At 32.5% G+C, this 17426-nt stretch carries 28 protein-coding genes; 27 read left to right on the top strand and 1 reads right to left on the bottom strand.

The features are described from left to right. Positions 1–4 precede the first annotated feature (4 nt). Positions 5–1015 carry an aliphatic sulfonate ABC transporter substrate-binding protein gene (locus tag T324_RS0114740; RefSeq protein ID WP_028330957.1) on the top strand — a complete coding sequence of 337 codons (1011 nt, stop codon included), beginning with the start codon at positions 5–7 and terminating at the stop codon, positions 1013–1015. 391 nt (positions 1016–1406) lie between these two features. Next, positions 1407–2597, top strand: a complete 1191-nt coding sequence (locus T324_RS0114735) for an ROK family protein (protein ID WP_245580738.1) — start codon at positions 1407–1409, stop codon at positions 2595–2597. On the opposite strand, the gene T324_RS0114730 is transcribed toward T324_RS0114735, so the two are convergent. Further along, positions 2565–3371: a sulfite exporter TauE/SafE family protein gene (locus T324_RS0114730; RefSeq protein ID WP_028330955.1), complete on the bottom strand. Its 807-nt coding sequence runs from the start codon at positions 3369–3371 to the stop codon at positions 2565–2567. The genes T324_RS0114735 and T324_RS0114730 overlap by 33 nt on opposite strands. 323 nt (positions 3372–3694) lie before the next feature. Between T324_RS0114730 and rpsL the strand changes: the two genes are divergently transcribed. The 25 genes from rpsL to rplO all read left to right on the top strand — a co-directional run bounded on the left by rpsL (position 3695) and on the right by rplO (position 17418). Further along, positions 3695–4069, top strand: a complete 375-nt coding sequence (rpsL, locus tag T324_RS0114725; protein WP_020064458.1) for a 30S ribosomal protein S12 — start codon at positions 3695–3697, stop codon at positions 4067–4069. A 14-nt stretch (positions 4070–4083) separates the two neighbouring features. Beyond that, positions 4084–4554, top strand: coding sequence for a 30S ribosomal protein S7 (rpsG, locus tag T324_RS0114720; RefSeq protein WP_028330954.1), 471 nt, complete (start codon positions 4084–4086; stop codon positions 4552–4554). 21 nt (positions 4555–4575) lie between these two features. Beyond that, positions 4576–6657 (top strand): elongation factor G, encoded by a 2082-nt coding sequence (fusA, locus tag T324_RS0114715; RefSeq protein ID WP_028330953.1) that lies wholly within the window; start codon positions 4576–4578, stop codon positions 6655–6657. A gap of 74 nt (positions 6658–6731) precedes the next feature. Further along, on the top strand, positions 6732–7958 hold the full coding sequence (tuf, locus tag T324_RS0114710) for an elongation factor Tu (protein WP_028330952.1): 1227 nt from the start codon (positions 6732–6734) through the stop codon (positions 7956–7958). A 76-nt stretch (positions 7959–8034) separates the two neighbouring features. Continuing rightward, positions 8035–8340, top strand: a complete 306-nt coding sequence (rpsJ, locus tag T324_RS0114705) for a 30S ribosomal protein S10 (RefSeq protein WP_028330951.1) — start codon at positions 8035–8037, stop codon at positions 8338–8340. A gap of 103 nt (positions 8341–8443) precedes the next feature. Then, positions 8444–9097, top strand: a complete 654-nt coding sequence (gene rplC, locus T324_RS0114700) for a 50S ribosomal protein L3 (protein WP_028330950.1) — start codon at positions 8444–8446, stop codon at positions 9095–9097. 29 nt (positions 9098–9126) lie between these two features. Beyond that, complete coding sequence (rplD, locus tag T324_RS0114695) at positions 9127–9774, top strand: 50S ribosomal protein L4 (RefSeq protein ID WP_028330949.1); 648 nt, start codon at positions 9127–9129, stop codon at positions 9772–9774. Positions 9775–9785: 11 nt separating this feature from the next. Further along, complete coding sequence (rplW, locus tag T324_RS0114690; protein ID WP_211232604.1) at positions 9786–10079, top strand: 50S ribosomal protein L23; 294 nt, start codon at positions 9786–9788, stop codon at positions 10077–10079. Between the two features lie 12 nt (positions 10080–10091). Next, positions 10092–10928 (top strand): 50S ribosomal protein L2, encoded by an 837-nt coding sequence (gene rplB, locus T324_RS0114685; RefSeq protein WP_028330947.1) that lies wholly within the window; start codon positions 10092–10094, stop codon positions 10926–10928. After that, on the top strand, positions 10928–11197 hold the full coding sequence (gene rpsS, locus T324_RS0114680) for a 30S ribosomal protein S19 (protein WP_008723378.1): 270 nt from the start codon (positions 10928–10930) through the stop codon (positions 11195–11197). The genes rplB and rpsS overlap by 1 nt, the downstream gene beginning before the upstream one ends. An 11-nt stretch (positions 11198–11208) precedes the next feature. Then, positions 11209–11616 carry a 50S ribosomal protein L22 gene (gene rplV, locus T324_RS0114675; protein WP_028330946.1) on the top strand — a complete coding sequence of 136 codons (408 nt, stop codon included), beginning with the start codon at positions 11209–11211 and terminating at the stop codon, positions 11614–11616. Positions 11617–11619: 3 nt separating this feature from the next. Next, positions 11620–12357: a 30S ribosomal protein S3 gene (gene rpsC / locus T324_RS0114670; RefSeq protein ID WP_028330945.1), complete on the top strand. Its 738-nt coding sequence runs from the start codon at positions 11620–11622 to the stop codon at positions 12355–12357. Continuing rightward, entirely contained in the window at positions 12357–12770 is a 414-nt protein-coding gene (rplP, locus tag T324_RS0114665; protein ID WP_014933897.1) for a 50S ribosomal protein L16, read from the top strand. The genes rpsC and rplP overlap by 1 nt, the downstream gene beginning before the upstream one ends. After that, on the top strand, positions 12770–12976 hold the full coding sequence (gene rpmC / locus T324_RS0114660; RefSeq protein WP_028330944.1) for a 50S ribosomal protein L29: 207 nt from the start codon (positions 12770–12772) through the stop codon (positions 12974–12976). The genes rplP and rpmC overlap by 1 nt, the downstream gene beginning before the upstream one ends. Positions 12977–12988: 12 nt before the next feature. Continuing rightward, complete coding sequence (gene rpsQ, locus T324_RS18640) at positions 12989–13348, top strand: 30S ribosomal protein S17 (RefSeq protein ID WP_028330943.1); 360 nt, start codon at positions 12989–12991, stop codon at positions 13346–13348. 5 nt (positions 13349–13353) lie between these two features. Continuing rightward, entirely contained in the window at positions 13354–13722 is a 369-nt protein-coding gene (rplN, locus tag T324_RS0114650; protein WP_028330942.1) for a 50S ribosomal protein L14, read from the top strand. 2 nt (positions 13723–13724) lie between these two features. Further along, positions 13725–14066 carry a 50S ribosomal protein L24 gene (gene rplX / locus T324_RS0114645; RefSeq protein ID WP_028330941.1) on the top strand — a complete coding sequence of 114 codons (342 nt, stop codon included), beginning with the start codon at positions 13725–13727 and terminating at the stop codon, positions 14064–14066. Positions 14067–14082: 16 nt separating this feature from the next. Continuing rightward, complete coding sequence (gene rplE, locus T324_RS0114640; RefSeq protein ID WP_038375335.1) at positions 14083–14646, top strand: 50S ribosomal protein L5; 564 nt, start codon at positions 14083–14085, stop codon at positions 14644–14646. Continuing rightward, complete coding sequence (locus tag T324_RS0114635; protein ID WP_008723403.1) at positions 14646–14831, top strand: type Z 30S ribosomal protein S14; 186 nt, start codon at positions 14646–14648, stop codon at positions 14829–14831. Before rplE ends, T324_RS0114635 begins: the two co-directional genes overlap by 1 nt. Positions 14832–14846: 15 nt before the next feature. Next, the gene (gene rpsH, locus T324_RS0114630) at positions 14847–15248 is read left to right on the top strand and encodes a 30S ribosomal protein S8 (protein ID WP_013114311.1); all 402 of its coding nucleotides are present in this window, start codon (positions 14847–14849) and stop codon (positions 15246–15248) included. 21 nt (positions 15249–15269) lie between these two features. Continuing rightward, complete coding sequence (gene rplF, locus T324_RS0114625; RefSeq protein WP_028330939.1) at positions 15270–15842, top strand: 50S ribosomal protein L6; 573 nt, start codon at positions 15270–15272, stop codon at positions 15840–15842. Between the two features lie 10 nt (positions 15843–15852). Further along, the gene (gene rplR, locus T324_RS0114620; RefSeq protein ID WP_028330938.1) at positions 15853–16209 is read left to right on the top strand and encodes a 50S ribosomal protein L18; all 357 of its coding nucleotides are present in this window, start codon (positions 15853–15855) and stop codon (positions 16207–16209) included. Positions 16210–16220: 11 nt separating this feature from the next. Continuing rightward, the gene (rpsE, locus tag T324_RS0114615) at positions 16221–16739 is read left to right on the top strand and encodes a 30S ribosomal protein S5 (protein WP_028330937.1); all 519 of its coding nucleotides are present in this window, start codon (positions 16221–16223) and stop codon (positions 16737–16739) included. Then, positions 16739–16918 (top strand): 50S ribosomal protein L30, encoded by a 180-nt coding sequence (gene rpmD, locus T324_RS0114610; RefSeq protein WP_028330936.1) that lies wholly within the window; start codon positions 16739–16741, stop codon positions 16916–16918. The genes rpsE and rpmD overlap by 1 nt, the downstream gene beginning before the upstream one ends. 11 nt (positions 16919–16929) lie before the next feature. After that, positions 16930–17418 (top strand): 50S ribosomal protein L15, encoded by a 489-nt coding sequence (rplO, locus tag T324_RS0114605; protein ID WP_028330935.1) that lies wholly within the window; start codon positions 16930–16932, stop codon positions 17416–17418. Positions 17419–17426 lie beyond the last annotated feature (8 nt).

The raw sequence follows: 17426 nt of genomic DNA, 5'->3' as shown, positions 1-17426 counted from the left end.
TTAAATGAAAAAAACTATGCATATTTTTTTATTGTTAATAGCATCAATGTTTTTAACAGTATCATGCGGTGGTAACAATGCTGCTTCTCAGAATTCTACTGAATCCGCTAAAATAAGAGTAGCTTATTTAGCAGATTTTGCTGGTACTTCTGCAGCTGCTATCGCTCAGGAAAAAGGATTTTTTACTGAAGAAGGTTTAGAAGTAGAATTAGTTAAATTTTTAAATGGACCTTCTGAAGTTGCTGCTATGCTTTCTGGAGATATTCAATTTGCGTATATAGGACATGGTGCTCATTCTCTTGCTATTCAAGGCAAAGTCAATGTATTATTCCCTAACGGATTAAGCAAATCAGAACAGATTATTATTGGAAAATGGTCTGGTGTTCAAGATTTAGCAGGATTAAAAGGTAAAACAGTTGGTACTCAATTAGGTACTTCTGGAGATATAGTATTGGATATTGCTTTAAGAAAAGTAGGACTTACTAAAGATGATGTAAAAGTTGTTAATATGGATGTAAGCGGTATAGTATCTTCTATGGTTGGTAAGAAAGTTGATGCAGTATCTGTATGGGCTCCTTATACATTTGAAATATCAAAACAGCTTGGAGATGAAGTATTCGTTGCAACATCTATTACAAACTATTTGGATGAAGCAGTATTTCCAAGTAGCTGGATAGTTACTCCTGACTATCAAAATAATAATCCTGAAATAGTAAATAAGTTTACAAGAGCTATATTTAAAGCTATGGATTATAGAGATGCTAATATGGATGAGGCAGTTGAAATAGTTGCTAAATTAAATGGAACTCCTGTTGATTCTGTAGCATTAGAGAAAGAAACTGCTATATGGCTAACTTCTAATGATATAAAAACTACTTATGCTGACGGAACAGCTGCTAAATGGTATGAAGCTCAGCAAAAAATATTTATAAACTCAGAAGTGGTTACTGAACCAGTTGATGTTAATAATTATGTGCAAATAAAATATATTACTGATAATATATTAAATAAATAATTTATATTTACTGGCAGTATTTTGTAAAAATTATAATACTGCCAGTTTTTTATATAATATTTGTATATATTTAATTTTTAGGTATTCATTTTTTGTAAATTAAATATATTTGTTGGAATATATTTAGCAATTACATATTAAAGATAAAAATAATCTATATTTTCTAAAAAATATTGTATATGTTAAATATTATAATAATTGATATTATACCTATAAAAAATATTATTAGGTTATTTATATTATTAATCAAATATAAATTTATCAAAACATTAAAATATAGTTTTATATTGACAAAATTGCAGATATATATTAATTAATTATCCGTAATAAATAAAAATGGTTTAAGATGATATAGATGTATATATCATCTTTTTATATTGTGATAATAAATATGATGAAGAGATTAAAGGCAAAACATTTAAAAGAGCAAAATTATATTGATATAGTGAAAATGCTAAAAATAGGTAATTATTCTAGAGCTGATTTAGCATACAATTTAGAATTAAGCAAAGCAAGTATATCTGTACTTGTAGATGATTTGATTAATATGGGTATAATATATGAGAAATGTGATGGGGAATCATCTTCTCATGGAGGAAAAAAACCTATACTATTGGATATAAATAAAAATATAGGATATTTTATAGCAATTCATTTTAGACGAGAAATTTGCCATATAGCTATAGTTAATTTAGAAAATGAAATATTAGAAGAGTGTATATTAGATGTTCATATATATGATGATTATAAAAGAACATTTGAGCCTATAATAAAGAAAATAAATGAACTTGTAAGCAATCATAAAGATAAAAAAATATTTTCTGCAGGTATATCAGTACCAGGAAAGACAGGAAAGAAAAATAATTTATTGATAGATTGTATGGGAATACCTGAATGGAATAATATACCTTTAAAAAAATATATAGAAGAAAATATCAATATTGATGTTATAGTAGACAGATATGCTTGTGCCATGCTGACATACAATATTGTTGAAGAAATGAAAAGATCTATGCCTATACAAAGTTCTTCTGTATATGTGTACTTAAGTAATTGGATTGGTGTATCAGTTTCTAATAATGGTAAAATTTTATATGGTACACATGATACAGCTGCTAACTACTCACATACTATAGTAACAGATTCTAATTATATATGCAGCTGCGGCAAAAAGGGATGCTGGGAGTCTGTAGCAAGTATAAAGGCTTTTATGAAAGAGCTTTCAAATAGAGATAATAAATATAAAGATTTAAATTTTAATGATATTGTAAGCAGTCATATTAATGATAGTATAGTAATTGATGTGTATAAAAATTTTTTAGCTTATTGGGTTTCTATAGGAATATATAATATAATAAATACATTTGACCCAGAAATAATATTTATAGGCGGTGAAATGCTTTATTTAGGTTCTGATTTTATAGAAGAAATTAAAAATAGAGTTCATTCATATAATTTATTAACGGATATAAGAATAGTAGAAAACTTTAAAGAAATAGAAATACATGCAGCTGCTTCTATATCGATATATGATTTTTATATGTATAGTTTATATAGAAAGCTTAGAAGAGAAAACATGTAGATTATATATACTTATTAATATTATAAGTATTAAAATTATAATGAATACTTTATCAAAGGAGCTTGAATCCATTTTTTTATTAATCTTTCTTCCTATGATTCCTCCTCCTATTCCTCCTATAATCATTACTATTAAAATGAATATATTAATTCCCTGTATTTCATTTTTTATTAATGCGGTAAGTACGCTTGATATTTGGGAAAATAGTATTATATAAAGAGAGTTTTCAGCAGCAATTTTATTATCCATAGCAAAAAATAGGTATAGGAAAGTAATATTAAAAGGCCCTCCACCAATACCTAAATATGAAGAAAGCAACCCCAAAAACATACCTATAATAATACATAAGAATATATTTTTTATATGCATAGGTTTAATTTTATTTTTTGACATATTTTTAATAGTAAATATTAGAGTAAATAATATCAGCAGTATTAATATTGATGATTGAAAAATTCCCGCTATATTTTCATTATTGAATGCTTTTATAGTTTGAGAAAATAGTATCTTTCCTACAAATCCCCCTATTACTCCTCCTAAAGCAAAAGGAGTAGCTATTTTTGTATCAACTAAACTTTTTCCGGATATTTTTGAATTTATAAAAGAATATAAACTCATAGATAATACTGTGCATGATGATAGAAAACTTATTTTACTTACTTCCATTAAATTTAAAGAATCTAATACAGGTTTTATTATAACTCCTCCGCCTATACCGAATATAGCACCTATACTTGAAGCAAATAAACTTACTAATAAAAATATTATAACCATAATAGTTATATATTATATTCTTTTTATAATGATTTTTCAATGAAAAAAATTAAAATATAATTTTAGTAAAAAAGTGAAAAAAAGTATTAAATACTATTGATTTTTTTGGTTTATTGATTTATAATCATCTAACTTTCATAAAAAGCGATTAAAGCGTATAGTATAGTTTCTTAAATTATTAATACTATAAATGCTCGGTGTGTTTTATACTGTTTCGTGTTTGAAGTTTTAAAGAATAATTTAGTTATTACCTTTCCGTTAGGATTAGGAATTTAAGAAATAAAATTTGTACAAAAAATAAATATTAGAGGGTTTAGTATTTTATGCCTACAATTAATCAATTAGTAAGAAAAGGTCGCAAGCGTATAATAAACAAGACAAAATCGCCTGCATTAATGAAATGTCCGCAAAGAGAAGGGGTTTGTACTCGTGTAACAACAACTACACCGAAAAAACCTAACTCAGCTATGCGTAAAATTGCTCGTGTAAGAGTAACTAATGGTATGGAAGTAACAGCTTATATTCCTGGTATAGACCATACATTACAGGAACACAACCGTGTACTTATAAGAGGAGGTCGTGTTAAAGACTTACCTGGTTGCCGTTATCACATAGTTCGCGGAAGCCGTGAAGCTACAGGTGTAGAAAAGAGAATGAAAGCTAGAAGTAAATATGGTACTAAGAAACCAAAGGCTTAATGGAGTAAATTAATATGGCTAGAAGAAGAAGAGCACAATCTAGAAAAATAGACGCTGATCCTATTTATGGTAGTGTTGATATAAGTAAATTTATAAACAAATTAATGTATGATGGAAAGAAAAGTAAGGCTGAAAATATATTTTATAAAGCTATAGATGTAGTTAAAGAGAAAACAAATAAAGATGGTTTAGAAGCTTTTAATGAAGCTATAGAAAATATTAAACCACGTGTAGAAGTAAAATCAAGAAGAGTTGGCGGATCTACTTATCAGGTTCCAGTAGATGTAAGAGAAGACAGACAAAAATCTTTAGCGTTCAAATGGCTTATAAATGCTTCAAGAAAAAGAGGCGGAAGAAGTATGGTTGAACGTTTATCAAATGAGATTGTAGATGCTATAGACGGAAAAGGTCAGGCAGTTGCTAAGAGAGATGAAGTTCATAGAATGGCTGAGGGTAACAAAGCATTCGCGCACTTTAGATGGTAGTTTTTAAGGAGTAAGTAAAAAGTGGCACGTCAAATTTCATTAGAAAACACACGTAATATTGGTATTATGGCTCACATCGATGCTGGTAAGACTACTTTGAGTGAGCGTATTTTATACTTTACAGGTAAAACTCATAAAATCGGAGAGGTTCATGAAGGTGCAGCAGAAATGGACTGGATGGAGCAGGAAAGAGAAAGAGGTATTACTATTACTTCAGCTGCAACAACTTGTTTTTGGAATGGACATAGAATTAATTTGATAGACACTCCAGGGCACGTTGACTTTACTGCAGAAGTAGAGAGATCTTTGAGAGTATTAGATAGTGCGGTTGGTGTTTTCTGTTCAGTAGGAGGAGTTCAGCCTCAGAGTGAAACAGTTTGGAGACAAGCAAGTAATTATAAAATTCCTAGAGCTATTTTTGTTAATAAAATGGACAGAATAGGTGCTAATTTCTACGCTGTTTTAGAACAAACAAGAGAAAGATTAAAAGCTAACAGTCACCCAGTAGTTATACCTATAGGTGCAGAAAGCAACTTTGAGGGTGTTGTTGACTTAGTAAATATGAAAGAAATAGTTTGGGTTTCTGAAGACGGCATGAAAATGGAAGAAAGAGAAATCAGACCTGAATTAAAAGAAAAAGCAGAAGAATATAGAAATTCTTTATTAGAAGCAATCGTTGAATATGATGATGAAGCTATGAATAAGTTCTTTGAAGGCGAGGAAATAGATGTTCCTACTATAAAAAGACTTATAAGAACAGCTACATTGACAGCAGATTTCTTCCCTATGTTCTGCGGTACAGCTTTCAAAAACAAAGGTATTCAAGTATTAATAAATGCAGTAGTTGATTATTTACCATCTCCTGTAGATAAACCTGAAGTAGAAGGTACAGATTTAGACGGTAATGTTATAAAGAGAAAAATAGCTGATGATGAAAAATTCAGTGCATTAGCATTCAAAATAATGACAGACCCTCATGTAGGAAAAATAGCATTCTTAAGAGTTTACTCTGGAATATTAGAGGGCGGTTCTTATGTATATAATGCAACAAAAGGTAAAAGAGAGCGTATCGGAAGAATACTTCAGATGCACGCTAACAAAAGAGAAGAGATTGAGCAAGTATATTGTGGTGATATAGCAGCAGCAGTAGGACTTAAAGAAACAACAACAGGTGATACATTATGTCCTGAAAATGCTCCTATCATCTTAGAATCAATCAACTTCCCAGAACCAGTAATTAACGTTGCTATAGAGCCTAAAACAAAAGGCGACAGAGATAAAATGTCAATAGCTTTATCAAGACTTGCTGAAGAAGACCCAACATTCAGAGTTAGCTTTGATGAAGAAACAGGTCAGACAATCATCGCAGGTATGGGTGAATTACACCTAGAAATTATCTGTGACAGAATGAAAAGAGAATATAAGGTTGAGGCGAATGTTGGACGTCCTCAAGTATCTTATAGAGAAGGTATTAAGAAAACAGTTGAGGTACAAGGTAAATTCGTACGTCAGTCAGGCGGTAAAGGTCAGTATGGTGATGTATGGTTGAGAATTGGACCTAATGAACCTAACGGCGGATTCAAATTTAATAACGAGATCGTTGGAGGAGCAGTTCCAAGAGAATATATACCAGCTGTAGAAAAAGGCTGTGTAGAATCTATGAATACAGGTGTTCTTGCTAACTATCCTATGCTTGATGTAATAGTATCTGCTTATGACGGATCATTCCACCCAGTAGACTCATCAGAAATGGCATTCAAAATTGCTGCTTCAATGGGATTCAAAGAGGGTTGTAAAAAAGCTGATCCTTATTTGTTGGAGCCTATGATGACAGTAGAGGTTGTAACTCCTGAAGATTATATGGGTGATATAATAGGGGACTTAGCTTCAAGAAGAGGACAGGTTCACGGATTTACAGATAAGTCTGGTTATAAATCTATTAATGCTACAGTACCTCTTGCTGAGATGTTCGGATATACAACAAGTATAAGAAACGTATCTCAAGGTAGAGCAAGCTACACAATGCAGTTCTCACATTATGAGGAAGTGCCTAAAAACGTAGCTGAAGAGATAATCGGTGCTAGAATGGGTAATAATAAGTAAGTAACAAAATATAATAGTTACTATTAGTAAAATAAAAAAAGAATTCCTAAAGTATAAATAATTGGAGGATTAAAATGGCTAAAGGAACTTACGAAGGTACAAAAACACACGTAAACGTTGGTACTATTGGACACGTTGACCATGGTAAAACAACATTAACATCAGCAATAACAGCAGTATCATCTGCTATGTTCCCAGCAACAGTACAGAAAGTTGCTTATGACTCAGTAGCAAAAGCTTCTGAAAGTCAAGGAAGAAGAGACCCAACTAAAATATTAACAATCGCAACTTCACACGTAGAATATGAATCTGATAACAGACACTACGCTCACGTAGACTGTCCAGGTCACGCTGACTACATCAAAAACATGATTACAGGTGCTGCTCAGATGGATGGTGCTATATTAGTAGTATCAGCAGAAGACGGTGTAATGCCACAAACAAAAGAACACGTACTTCTTTCTAGACAAGTAGGTGTAAACTACATCGTTGTATTCTTAAACAAATGTGATAAATTAGATGACCCAGAAATGGCTGAAATTGTAGAAGCAGAAGTAATAGACGTATTAGACCACTACGGTTTTGACGGTTCTAAAACTCCTATTATTAGAGGTTCTGCTATTAAAGCTATTCAAGCTATAGAAGCAGGAAAAGATCCAAGAACTGATGCAGATTGTAAATGTATATTAGACTTATTAAATGCATTAGATACATATATTCCAGATCCAGTACGTGAAGTAGATAAAGACTTCTTAATGTCAATCGAAGACGTATACTCAATTCCTGGAAGAGGTACAGTTGTTACAGGAAGAATTGAGAGAGGTAAAATCAAAAAAGGTGATGAAGTTGAAATCGTTGGTATCAAACCTACTCAGAAAACAACTTGTACTGGTGTAGAAATGTTTAAGAAAGAAGTAGAAGGTATAGCTGGTTATAACGTTGGATGTCTTTTAAGAGGTATTGAACGTAAAGCAGTAGAAAGAGGACAGGTATTGGCTAAACCAGGTACAATTACACCTCATAAAAAATTCGAAGCAGAAGTTTATATCTTGAAAAAAGAAGAAGGCGGAAGACACAGTGGTTTCGTAACAGGATACAGACCTCAGATGTACTTCAGAACAACAGACGTAACAGGAGTAATCAATTTGCAGGAAGGTGCTCAAATGATTATGCCTGGAGACAATGCTAACTTAACTATTGAATTAATTACTCCTATCGCTATGGAAGAAAAACAAAGATTCGCTATACGTGAAGGTGGTAAAACAGTAGGTAACGGTGTTGTAACAAAAATATTAGAGTAATAGAAAATAATAAGGGTATACCTTTTATTAAAGATATACCCTTTAATAAATTAAGAGAAAGCGAGTAATTCAAGCTATGAAAGAACAGAAAATACGAGTTAAACTAAAAGCCTTTGATATTGAGCTTATAGATCAATCAGCTCAGTCCATAGTTGCTAGTGTAAAGAAAACAGGTGCTAGAGTATCAGGACCTATACCATTGCCTACAAGCATACGTAAGGTAACAGTAATAAGAAGTCCGCATGTAAACATTAAATCAAGAGAACAATTTGAGATGCGTATATATAAGAGATTAATAGATATATTTGATGTAAACTCTCAAACTACAGATTCTCTTAAAAAGTTAGCGCTTCCAGCTGGGGTTGATGTTCAGCTTAAATAAGCGTTTAATTAAATATTAAAGATAAAGCTTTACTACGTTTTATCTGTAATAGTTTGATAAGTTAAAGAAAGTAGTAAGTAAAATCATTATAGAGGATTCGCCGATGGTAGGAATAATTGGCAAAAAATTGGGTATGACAACAGTTTTTGATGAAACTGGAAATGCTATAGCAGTAACAGTTGTAGAAGCTGGGCCATGCACAGTTATGCAGATAAGAGATAATGAGAAAGACGGTTATAGTGCTATTCAATTGGGTTATGGTGCCGTAAAAGAAAAGCATTTAAACAAGCCGCAAATAGGGCAATTTAAAAAAGCAAATTTAGAGCCTAAGAAATATTTGAAAGAGTTCAGAATGGACGATGCTAGTTCTTATACAGTAGGCCAAGAGCTTAAAGTAGATATATTTCAAGCAGGCGATTTTATAGATGTTAGTTCTTTGAGTAAAGGTCGTGGTTTTGCCGGTGTAATGAAAAGACATAACTACGATGGTGGTCCTATGAGCCATGGTTCTAACTTTAGAAGAAGAGCAGGTTCTATAGGTTGTAACAGTTATCCTGCAAGAGTATGGAAAGGCAAAGGTATGCCTGGTCATATGGGAAATGCTTTAACTACTATACAAAACTTAAAAGTAGTTGAAATAAGACCGGATGATAACTTAATTATGATAAAAGGTGCTATACCTGGTGCCATTAACAGTATAGTTAAATTAACATCAGCAGTAAAAAAGCGCAATAAGAAAAAGAACTCAATGAATTAATTAGAGTGAAATAATAACAGGATGATAAAATGGAAGTAGTAATACTAAATGAAAATGGAGATAGCGTAGGCAATTTAGAGGTTGTTGACGAGATATTTAAATCAGAAGTTAACAATAATCTACTTTACGAAGCAATCAAAAATGAATTAGCTAACAGACGTCAGGGAACTCACTCTACTAAAACAAGAGCAGAAGTTTCAGGAGGCGGTAAAAAGCCTTGGAGACAAAAAGGTACTGGTAGAGCAAGAGCAGGTTCTACACGTTCCCCAATTTGGGTAGGCGGTGGTAAAACACATACTCCAAAACCACGTGATTATAGCTATAGATTGCCAAAGAAAATGAAGCGTAAGGCTCTATTGTCTGTTTTATCTTTAAAATATGGCAGCAATGTTCTTAAAGTTTTTGAAGATTTCACTTTTGATGCTCCAAAAACAAAAAGAATGGCTAGTTTTATAAGTAAGGTTAAAGAACCAAATACAAGAAAGGTAGCATTTGTAGTAGGTAAAGATGAGTCTTTAGGTGATAATTACAATAAATTATTATTATCTTTAAGAAACATCAAAGATTTAAAGCTTGTAAATGCAGACAGTATGTCTATACATCCTTTATTTTATGCTGATGAAGTATATTTTACTAAAACAGCTTTATCTAAATTAAATGCTAGAATTAAGGGTTAAAAAATATGAGCATGTATTCACTTTTAATTGAGCCTATACTTACAGAAAAAAGTAATATGCTTAGAACTGAGCCTAGAGGAACAGAGAAGCGTTATTATGTATTTAGAGTAAGACAGGATGCTAATAAGAAAGAGTTAATGAAAGCGGTTGAGAAAATATTTAATGTTCATCCGTTAGATTGTAAGATAATAAATGTAAAGCCTAAGAAGAAAAATCGCAGAATGAGCAGACGCGGATATACACGCAGCTATAAGAAAGCGATAATAGTTCTTGACGGCAAAGAATCAATAGATATAGTAAAATAATGAGGGACACCGATGGCTATTAAGAAATTTAAACCGACAACACCAAGTTTACGCTATCGCACAGTAGTGGACTTTTCGGATATTACGACAAATGAGCCTTGTAAATCATTAGTATGCGGAAAAAAACGCATAAGCGGTCGCGGTTCAAATGGTCGTATAACTATGCGTCGTCGCGGAGGCGGACATAAAAAACTTTTTAGATTTGTAGACTTTAGAAGAGATAAGCATGATATAGAAGCAAAAGTAGTTTCTATAGAGTATGATCCAAATAGAACTGCTCGTATAGCACTTTTACACTATACAGATGGCGAAAAAAGATATATAATATGGCCATTGGGATTAAATGTAGGCGATAGAGTAGTAAGCGGAGAAAATGCAAAAGTTAAAGTTGGATGTACTTTACCATTGAAAAAAATTCCATTAGGTACTATAATACATAACATTGAAATAACTCCTGGAAAAGGTGGACAGCTTGTTAGAGCAGCAGGCGGTGGTGCTCAGATAACAGCTAAGTCAGGCGGTTATTGTGTAATAAGACTTCGCTCAGGTGAAGAAAGAAGAATACTAGAAAATTGTTATGCAACTATAGGTCAAATTGGCAACTTAGATCATTTCAATACTACAGATGGTAAAGCTGGTACTACAAGACATAAAGGCAGAAGACCAAAAGTAAGAGGTGTTGTAATGAACCCAGTAGATCACCCACACGGTGGTGGTGAGGGTAAAAGCGGACAGGGTAACCCGCATCCAGTTTCACCAACAGGTGTACCTACTAAGGGATACAAAACAAGAAAAAAACATAAGTATTCTGATAGATTAATATTAAAAAGAAGAGGGGGTAAGAAGTAATGTCTCGCTCTATTAAAAAAGGACCTTTTGTAGATAAGAATCTTTTTAAGAAAATACAAGCTGGAGATAACAAGCACCAAATAAAAACTTATAGCCGTGCTTCAACAATTATTCCAGAGATGATAGGTTTTACTATAAATGTACATAATGGAAAAACATTTGTAGCAGTTTATATACAAGAGAATATGATAGGTCACAAATTAGGCGAATTTGCACCAACAAGAAAATTTATATCTCATGCAGGTGCCGCTAAAGTAGGTAAGAAATAAGGATTTAGACTATGGATTATAAAGTAAAGGTACGTTATTTACGCATTGGTCGCAGAAAAGTAGCAAGACTTCTTCCTTTTGTTAAAGGTGAGTATGTGAATCATGCTATATCTAATCTAGCAACAATGCCACAGATGTCATCAGTAGTTCTAAGAAAGGCTATTAAGAGTGGAATAGCTAATGCAATATTCCAATCAAGAAATATCAATCCAGATACATTATGGGTAAAAACTGCTTTTGTGGATAAAGCTCCAACTCTAAAGAGAATACGTGCAGCAAGCAGAGGTAGTGCTGACCCAATATTAAAAAGACTTTCACATATTACTATAGTATTAAGTGATGATAAAAAACCTGAAAAGAAAAAATTAAAAGCTAAGAGTGCTAAAACAGAAGAAGCACCTAAAGCAGCGGAGGTATAAACTATGGGTCAAAAGGTTAGTCCAATAGGCTTAAGACTCGGAATTAATAAAACTTGGTCTAGTAGATGGTTCGAAGACAGCAGAACTTATGCAGACAGTTTGCATGAAGATTTATCTATCAGACGTTATATAATGAATTATTATTATAAAACATTGAAAGAAGAGCAGAAAAAAATCGGCGGAAAAAAAGAGTCTTTTGACCCTGCTATATCTAACATAGAGATAGTACGTTTTCCAGATAGAATTAACATATTCATAGCAACTGCAAGAGCAGGTGTAGTTATAGGACCTAAAGGTCAGAGAGTTGAAACTATAAAAACAGCAGTACAAAAAATGGTTAAAAAACCAGTTCATTTCTCTATTACAGAAATAAGAGATGCTGAATTAGATGCTAACTTGGCAGCTCAAAGTGTAGCTCGTCAATTAGAAATGCGTATTGCTTTCAGAAGAGCTATGAAAAGTGTTATAACTCAAGCTATGAAGAAAGGTGCTAAAGGAATAAAAGTTATGTGTTCTGGCCGTTTAGCAGGAGCAGATATTGCTAGAACAGAACAATACAAAAATGGTTCAGTACCATTACATACATTGAGAGCTAACATAGATTATGGCACTGCAGAAGCCCTAACTACATTTGGTATTATCGGAATAAAAGTGTGGATCTATAAGGGTGAAATTCTTGATAAAAAAGAGCATAAGCAAGATGATGCAGGTAAAGTTATCAGTGCCAAAGGAGATAGATAATGTTACAACCATCAAGAACTAAGTATCGTAAGCAGCACAGAGGCAGAATGAAAGGCAAATCAAAGAGAGGCAGTAACTTAACTTTCGGAGATTATGGTTTAATGGCTTTAGAACCTGTGTGGTTGACAGATAGACAAATTGAGGCTGCACGTATTGCTATATCAAGACATGTTAAGCGTGTAGGTAAAATGTGGATAAAAGTATTTCCAGATAAACCTTATACTAAAAAACCTGCAGAAACTAGAATGGGTAAAGGTAAAGGTAACGTTGAATATTGGGTAGCTGTAGTTAAGCCTGGAAAAGTAATATTTGAAATAGCAGGTGTTCCAGAGGAATTAGCACAGTCTGCATTCAGATTGGCTGGTTTTAAGCTTCCTATAAAAACTAAGTTCATTAAGAGGGAGGCTATATAATGGCTAAAAATAAAAAAGATTATAAGTCATTAGGTTTAGAAGAGCTTAAAGGTGAACTTCTAAAATTAGAGAAAGAATATCAAGAGCATAGATTTGAAAAAGTTGTCGGAGATGCTAGACAGACTCATCAGCTTAAGAAAGCTCGTAAAGATATAGCTAGAGTTAAGACATTTATTCGTCAGCATGAACTTGGTATAAAAAAATAGTGAGGTATTACTGTGGAAAGCAAAGCAAAAAAATATAAAAGAGTACTTGAGGGAATTGTAGTTTCTGATAAAATGGATAAAACTATAGTTGTAAAAGTAGAAAGCAAGCAGAAACACCCTCTCTATGGTAAAACTATTAGTAAAAATAAACGCTATAAAGCTCATGATGAAAAAAATGAATGTTGTGAAGGCGATTTAGTTAGGGTAATAGAGTGCAGACCTATTAGTAAAGATAAAAAATTCAGATTAACTAAAATAGTTAAGAAAGCTGAGCGTATAGAAAAAGATTCTATGGATAGCGATGTAGAAAGCGTATTAAAAAGAGAAAAACATGCTCCAGAAGCATCAGTTTCACAGGTTGAAGGAGAGTAAGAACTATGATACAAGTACCAACTACTCTTAATGTAGCTGACAATACTGGCGTTAAAAAATTAAAATGTATTAAAGTATTAGGAGGAAGTAGACGCAGATACGCTACTTTAGGCGATGTAATAATCTGCTCTGTAACAGATATAATACCTACTTGCTCTATAGAAAAAGGTAAAGTTGTTAAAGCTGTAATAGTAAGAGTTAAAAAAGAAGTTAGACGTCCAGACGGTTCATATATACGTTTTGATGAGAATGCTGCTGTTATAGTGGATGATAAAAAAGAGCCTCGCGGTAAACGTATATTCGGACCAGTAGCACGTGAGCTTAGAGACAGAGGCTTTATGAAGATAGTATCACTTGCACCAGAGGTAATATAATTATGATAAAGAAACAAGATTTAAGTAAGACAAAATACAAAGTAAAAAAAGGCGATACTGTTGAGGTAATAGCTGGAGAACAAAGCGGAGAACGTGGAGAAGTATTGTCTATAGACAGAGAAAAAGGCAGAGTTTTTGTAAAAAATATAAATATGGTTAAAAAAACTATGCCAAAAAGTCAGGAAAATCAGAAAGGCGGTATAGTTGAAAGAGAAGCTTCAATACATATTTCTAACGTTATGGTAGTAAATAAAGGCGGAAAAGCTACTAGAGTTGGAAGAAAAGAAGTAGATGGTAAATTAAAAAGATATGCCAAAAAATCGGGCGAAGTTCTTGATAAGTAAGCAGGAGAAATAAATTATGTCAGTATTGAAAGATAGGTATGAAAAAGAGATTAAACAATCTCTACTAAAAGATATGAATTTAAGCTCTACTATGGCTATTCCTAAGATTGAGAAGATAATAATTAATATGGGAGTAACTCAAGCAGTATCAGATAAAAAATATGTTGATTCTGCTGTTGAAGAACTAAGCCAAATAGCTGGACAGAGAGCTGTTGTTACAAGAGCTAAAAAGTCTATAGCTAACTTCAAATTAAGACAAGGTATGCCTATAGGCTGCAGAGTAACTTTGAGAGGCGATAGAATGTATGATTTTCTTGAAAGATTAATATTTATCGCTTTACCAAGAGTAAGAGACTTCCAAGGTATTCCTAGAAAAGGATTTGACGGAAACGGTAATTACAATTTAGGAATAAAAGAACATACAATATTCCCAGAAATAAGTTTTGATAAAACAGATGCCGTAAAAGGCTTAAATATAACAATAGTAACTACAGCAGATAACGATGATATGGCTCGTACTTTATTAGAGAGAGTTGGTTTGCCATTCCGTGCTGCACCTAAAAGTCAGGAGAATAAATAATGGCTAGATTGGCACTTAAAGTTAAAGCTACAAAAAAACAAAAATATAAAACAAGACAATATAATCGCTGCCCAATATGTGGTAGACCTCGTGCTTATATAAGACAGTACAAGATGTGCAGAATATGTTTTAGAGATTTAGCAAATAAAGGTTTGATACCGGGCGTAACTAAGTCTAGTTGGTAATTTAAGGAGAGTATAATGAGTGTACATGATCCAATAGCGGATGCTTTAACTATAATTAGAAATGGATGTAGAGCTAAAAAAGAAGCTGTTACTATACCTTTTTCTACAAAAATGGAAAATATACTTGCAATTTTAAAGAAAGAAGGATATATTAATGACTTCAAAAAAGTAGAAGTAAAAGATAAAAATTTCTTCCGTATAGAGATAGACTTGAAGTATTATGAAGGAAGTTCAGTAATAGAAGGAATTCAAAGAGTATCAACTCCAGGTTTAAGAGTTTATACTTCAGTAGACACTATACCTCAAGTAAAAAACGGTTTTGGTATATCTGTTATATCTACTAGCAAAGGCGTAATGACTGATAAAGAAGCTAGAAAAGAAAATGTTGGCGGCGAAGTTTTATGCTATGTTTGGTAATAAATTAAGAGGGTATTAATAATGAGTAGATTAGCTAATAAACCTATAACGATTCCTAAAGATGTTGAAGTTAAAGTAGACGGACACAAAGTTTTCGTAAAAGGTAAGAGAGGAGAGTTGACAAGAGAGTTTTTTAATTATATAATACTTGAACTCGAAAATAATTCTCTTTGGGTTAAACCTCCTAAAATTGAAAGTACTGACGAGAAAGATATTAAAGAAAATAGAGCTAAATATTCTGCACAATTAGGTTTAGTGTGGAAGCTTATTTCTAATATGATAGAAGGTGTTACTACTGGATATAAAAAAGTTCTTCAATTAGAAGGTACAGGTTACCGTTCTAATGTTCAAGGAGATACTATAACACTTCAATTAGGTTTCTCAAGCGATGTAAAAATGAAGATACCTCAAGGTGTAAAAGTAACAGTAGAGAAGGACACTAAAATCATTATTGAAGGTAATGATAAAGAACAAGTAGGCGAGCTTGCTATGAATATCAAAAAGAAAAGACCTGTTGAACCTTATAAAGGCAAAGGTGTTAGATTTGAAGGCGAGCATGTAAAAATGAAAGAAAGTAAAAAAGCTGCTAAGTAAGGGGTAAGGTATGAGTTTAAGAGAAAAAATTAAAGCTCAACGTGAAAGAAGAAAGAGAAGTATACGTATAAAAATAGAAGGAAGTGCTGAGCGTCCTAGACTTACAGTTTATAAAAGTCTTAAATATGTATCTGCTCAGATAATAGATGATAGTAAAGGTGTAACTTTAGTATCGGCATCTTCTCAAGAAAAAGAACTAAAAAGTGGTAAAAATACAGATATAGCTAAAGAGATAGGTAAAGTTTTAGCTACTAGAGCAAAAGAAAAGAATATAAGTGAAGTTGTATTCGATAGAAACGGATATATATATCATGGAAAAATAAAATCCCTAGCTGACGGTGCTCGTGAAGCAGGATTGAAATTTTAAGGAGTATTACCTTGGCACACGATATGAACAACAACGAAGAAAAAAGTATGTATGAAGAGCGTCTTATAACTTTAAATAGGGTTGCTAAAGTTATGAAAGGCGGAAGACGTTTTAGATTTGCCGCTTTAATGGTTCTAGGTGATAAGAACGGTCATGTTGGTTTAGGTTATGGTAAAGCAAATGAGGTACCAGACGCTATAAGAAAAGCTATAGAGCAGGCTAAGAAGAACATGATAGAAGTTAACCTAAAAGGTGAAACTATACCTCATAATACAGTTGGAGTATTTAGAAGCAGCAGAATAGTTATGAAACCAGCTTCTAAAGGTACTGGAGTTATTTCAGGCGGTCCTGCACGTGCTGTATTAGAATTAGCAGGAGTTAAGAATATTCTTTCTAAATCTCTTGGTAACAATAACTCAATGAATTTAGCTAAAGCTACTTTTGAGGGTTTAAAATCTTTAAAAACAGTTGAATATATGGCTAATAAAAGAGGAATTAGTATAGACCAAATTTATGGGAGGACAGAATAATGGCTAAAGTTGTTATAACATTAGTTAAATCTCCTATAGGCTATGAAAAATCTCAAAGAGATACAGTTGTAGCTTTAGGTTTCAAAAGAGGTAAAAGAGTTGTAGAAAAAGAGGCAACTCCTCAAATAAATGGAATGATAAATAAAATATCACACCTTCTTAAAGTAGAGTATAAGTGAGGTTCTTAAAAATGGCACAAGAAAATACAAAAATATTAAGAGCTCCAAAGGGTTCAAGTAAAAAGCGTCATAGGGTAGGACGCGGTCAAGGTTCTGGCTGGGGCTGTACTGCAGGCAGAGGTGATAAAGGAGCTCAGTCTCGTTCTGGTTACAGCAGAAGAGCTGGTTTTGAAGGCGGACAAATGCCTTTGCATAGAAGAATTCCTAAAAGCGGTTTCACTAATGCAGCTTTCAAAAAATTTGTTAATATTATTAATGTTGGTGATTTAGACTCTATAGGTAATGAAATAAGCAGAGAAACTTTATTAAAATTGGGTTTCTTATCATCTAAGAGAGATTATATTAAACTTCTTTCTATGGGTGAAGTAAAGAGTGCTGTCACTATTACCGTTGATATGGCTAGTAAAAAAGCTATAGAAAAGGTTGAAAAATCTGGCGGTAAAGTTATAATACATGAACGTAAAAAATATATTAGAAAAAAAGAAGATAAAAAATCTTAAGGTAAATT

This window comes from Brachyspira alvinipulli ATCC 51933 (assembly GCF_000518245.1).
GTDB lineage: Bacteria > Spirochaetota > Brachyspiria > Brachyspirales > Brachyspiraceae > Brachyspira > Brachyspira alvinipulli.
Note: the sequence above shows the minus strand (reverse complement) of the source record. Positions and strands in the feature narration are given on the sequence as shown.

What these genes read in the sequence shown, in the direction of transcription:
- T324_RS0114740 (WP_028330957.1), top strand. Translation starts at nt 5, where the DNA reads ATGAAAAAAACTATGCATATTTTTTTATTGTTAATAGCATCAATGTTT.
- T324_RS0114735 (WP_245580738.1), top strand. Translation starts at nt 1,407, where the DNA reads ATGATGAAGAGATTAAAGGCAAAACATTTAAAAGAGCAAAATTATATT.
- T324_RS0114730 (WP_028330955.1), bottom strand. Translation starts at nt 3,371, where the DNA reads ATGGTTATAATATTTTTATTAGTAAGTTTATTTGCTTCAAGTATAGGT.
- rpsL (WP_020064458.1), top strand. Translation starts at nt 3,695, where the DNA reads ATGCCTACAATTAATCAATTAGTAAGAAAAGGTCGCAAGCGTATAATA.
- rpsG (WP_028330954.1), top strand. Translation starts at nt 4,084, where the DNA reads ATGGCTAGAAGAAGAAGAGCACAATCTAGAAAAATAGACGCTGATCCT.
- tuf (WP_028330952.1), top strand. Translation starts at nt 6,732, where the DNA reads ATGGCTAAAGGAACTTACGAAGGTACAAAAACACACGTAAACGTTGGT.
- rpsJ (WP_028330951.1), top strand. Translation starts at nt 8,035, where the DNA reads ATGAAAGAACAGAAAATACGAGTTAAACTAAAAGCCTTTGATATTGAG.
- rplC (WP_028330950.1), top strand. Translation starts at nt 8,444, where the DNA reads ATGGTAGGAATAATTGGCAAAAAATTGGGTATGACAACAGTTTTTGAT.
- rplD (WP_028330949.1), top strand. Translation starts at nt 9,127, where the DNA reads ATGGAAGTAGTAATACTAAATGAAAATGGAGATAGCGTAGGCAATTTA.
- rplW (WP_211232604.1), top strand. Translation starts at nt 9,786, where the DNA reads ATGTATTCACTTTTAATTGAGCCTATACTTACAGAAAAAAGTAATATG.
- rplB (WP_028330947.1), top strand. Translation starts at nt 10,092, where the DNA reads ATGGCTATTAAGAAATTTAAACCGACAACACCAAGTTTACGCTATCGC.
- rpsS (WP_008723378.1), top strand. Translation starts at nt 10,928, where the DNA reads ATGTCTCGCTCTATTAAAAAAGGACCTTTTGTAGATAAGAATCTTTTT.
- rplV (WP_028330946.1), top strand. Translation starts at nt 11,209, where the DNA reads ATGGATTATAAAGTAAAGGTACGTTATTTACGCATTGGTCGCAGAAAA.
- rpsC (WP_028330945.1), top strand. Translation starts at nt 11,620, where the DNA reads ATGGGTCAAAAGGTTAGTCCAATAGGCTTAAGACTCGGAATTAATAAA.
- rplP (WP_014933897.1), top strand. Translation starts at nt 12,357, where the DNA reads ATGTTACAACCATCAAGAACTAAGTATCGTAAGCAGCACAGAGGCAGA.
- rpmC (WP_028330944.1), top strand. Translation starts at nt 12,770, where the DNA reads ATGGCTAAAAATAAAAAAGATTATAAGTCATTAGGTTTAGAAGAGCTT.
- rplN (WP_028330942.1), top strand. Translation starts at nt 13,354, where the DNA reads ATGATACAAGTACCAACTACTCTTAATGTAGCTGACAATACTGGCGTT.
- rplX (WP_028330941.1), top strand. Translation starts at nt 13,725, where the DNA reads ATGATAAAGAAACAAGATTTAAGTAAGACAAAATACAAAGTAAAAAAA.
- rplE (WP_038375335.1), top strand. Translation starts at nt 14,083, where the DNA reads ATGTCAGTATTGAAAGATAGGTATGAAAAAGAGATTAAACAATCTCTA.
- T324_RS0114635 (WP_008723403.1), top strand. Translation starts at nt 14,646, where the DNA reads ATGGCTAGATTGGCACTTAAAGTTAAAGCTACAAAAAAACAAAAATAT.
- rpsH (WP_013114311.1), top strand. Translation starts at nt 14,847, where the DNA reads ATGAGTGTACATGATCCAATAGCGGATGCTTTAACTATAATTAGAAAT.
- rplF (WP_028330939.1), top strand. Translation starts at nt 15,270, where the DNA reads ATGAGTAGATTAGCTAATAAACCTATAACGATTCCTAAAGATGTTGAA.
- rplR (WP_028330938.1), top strand. Translation starts at nt 15,853, where the DNA reads ATGAGTTTAAGAGAAAAAATTAAAGCTCAACGTGAAAGAAGAAAGAGA.
- rpmD (WP_028330936.1), top strand. Translation starts at nt 16,739, where the DNA reads ATGGCTAAAGTTGTTATAACATTAGTTAAATCTCCTATAGGCTATGAA.
- rplO (WP_028330935.1), top strand. Translation starts at nt 16,930, where the DNA reads ATGGCACAAGAAAATACAAAAATATTAAGAGCTCCAAAGGGTTCAAGT.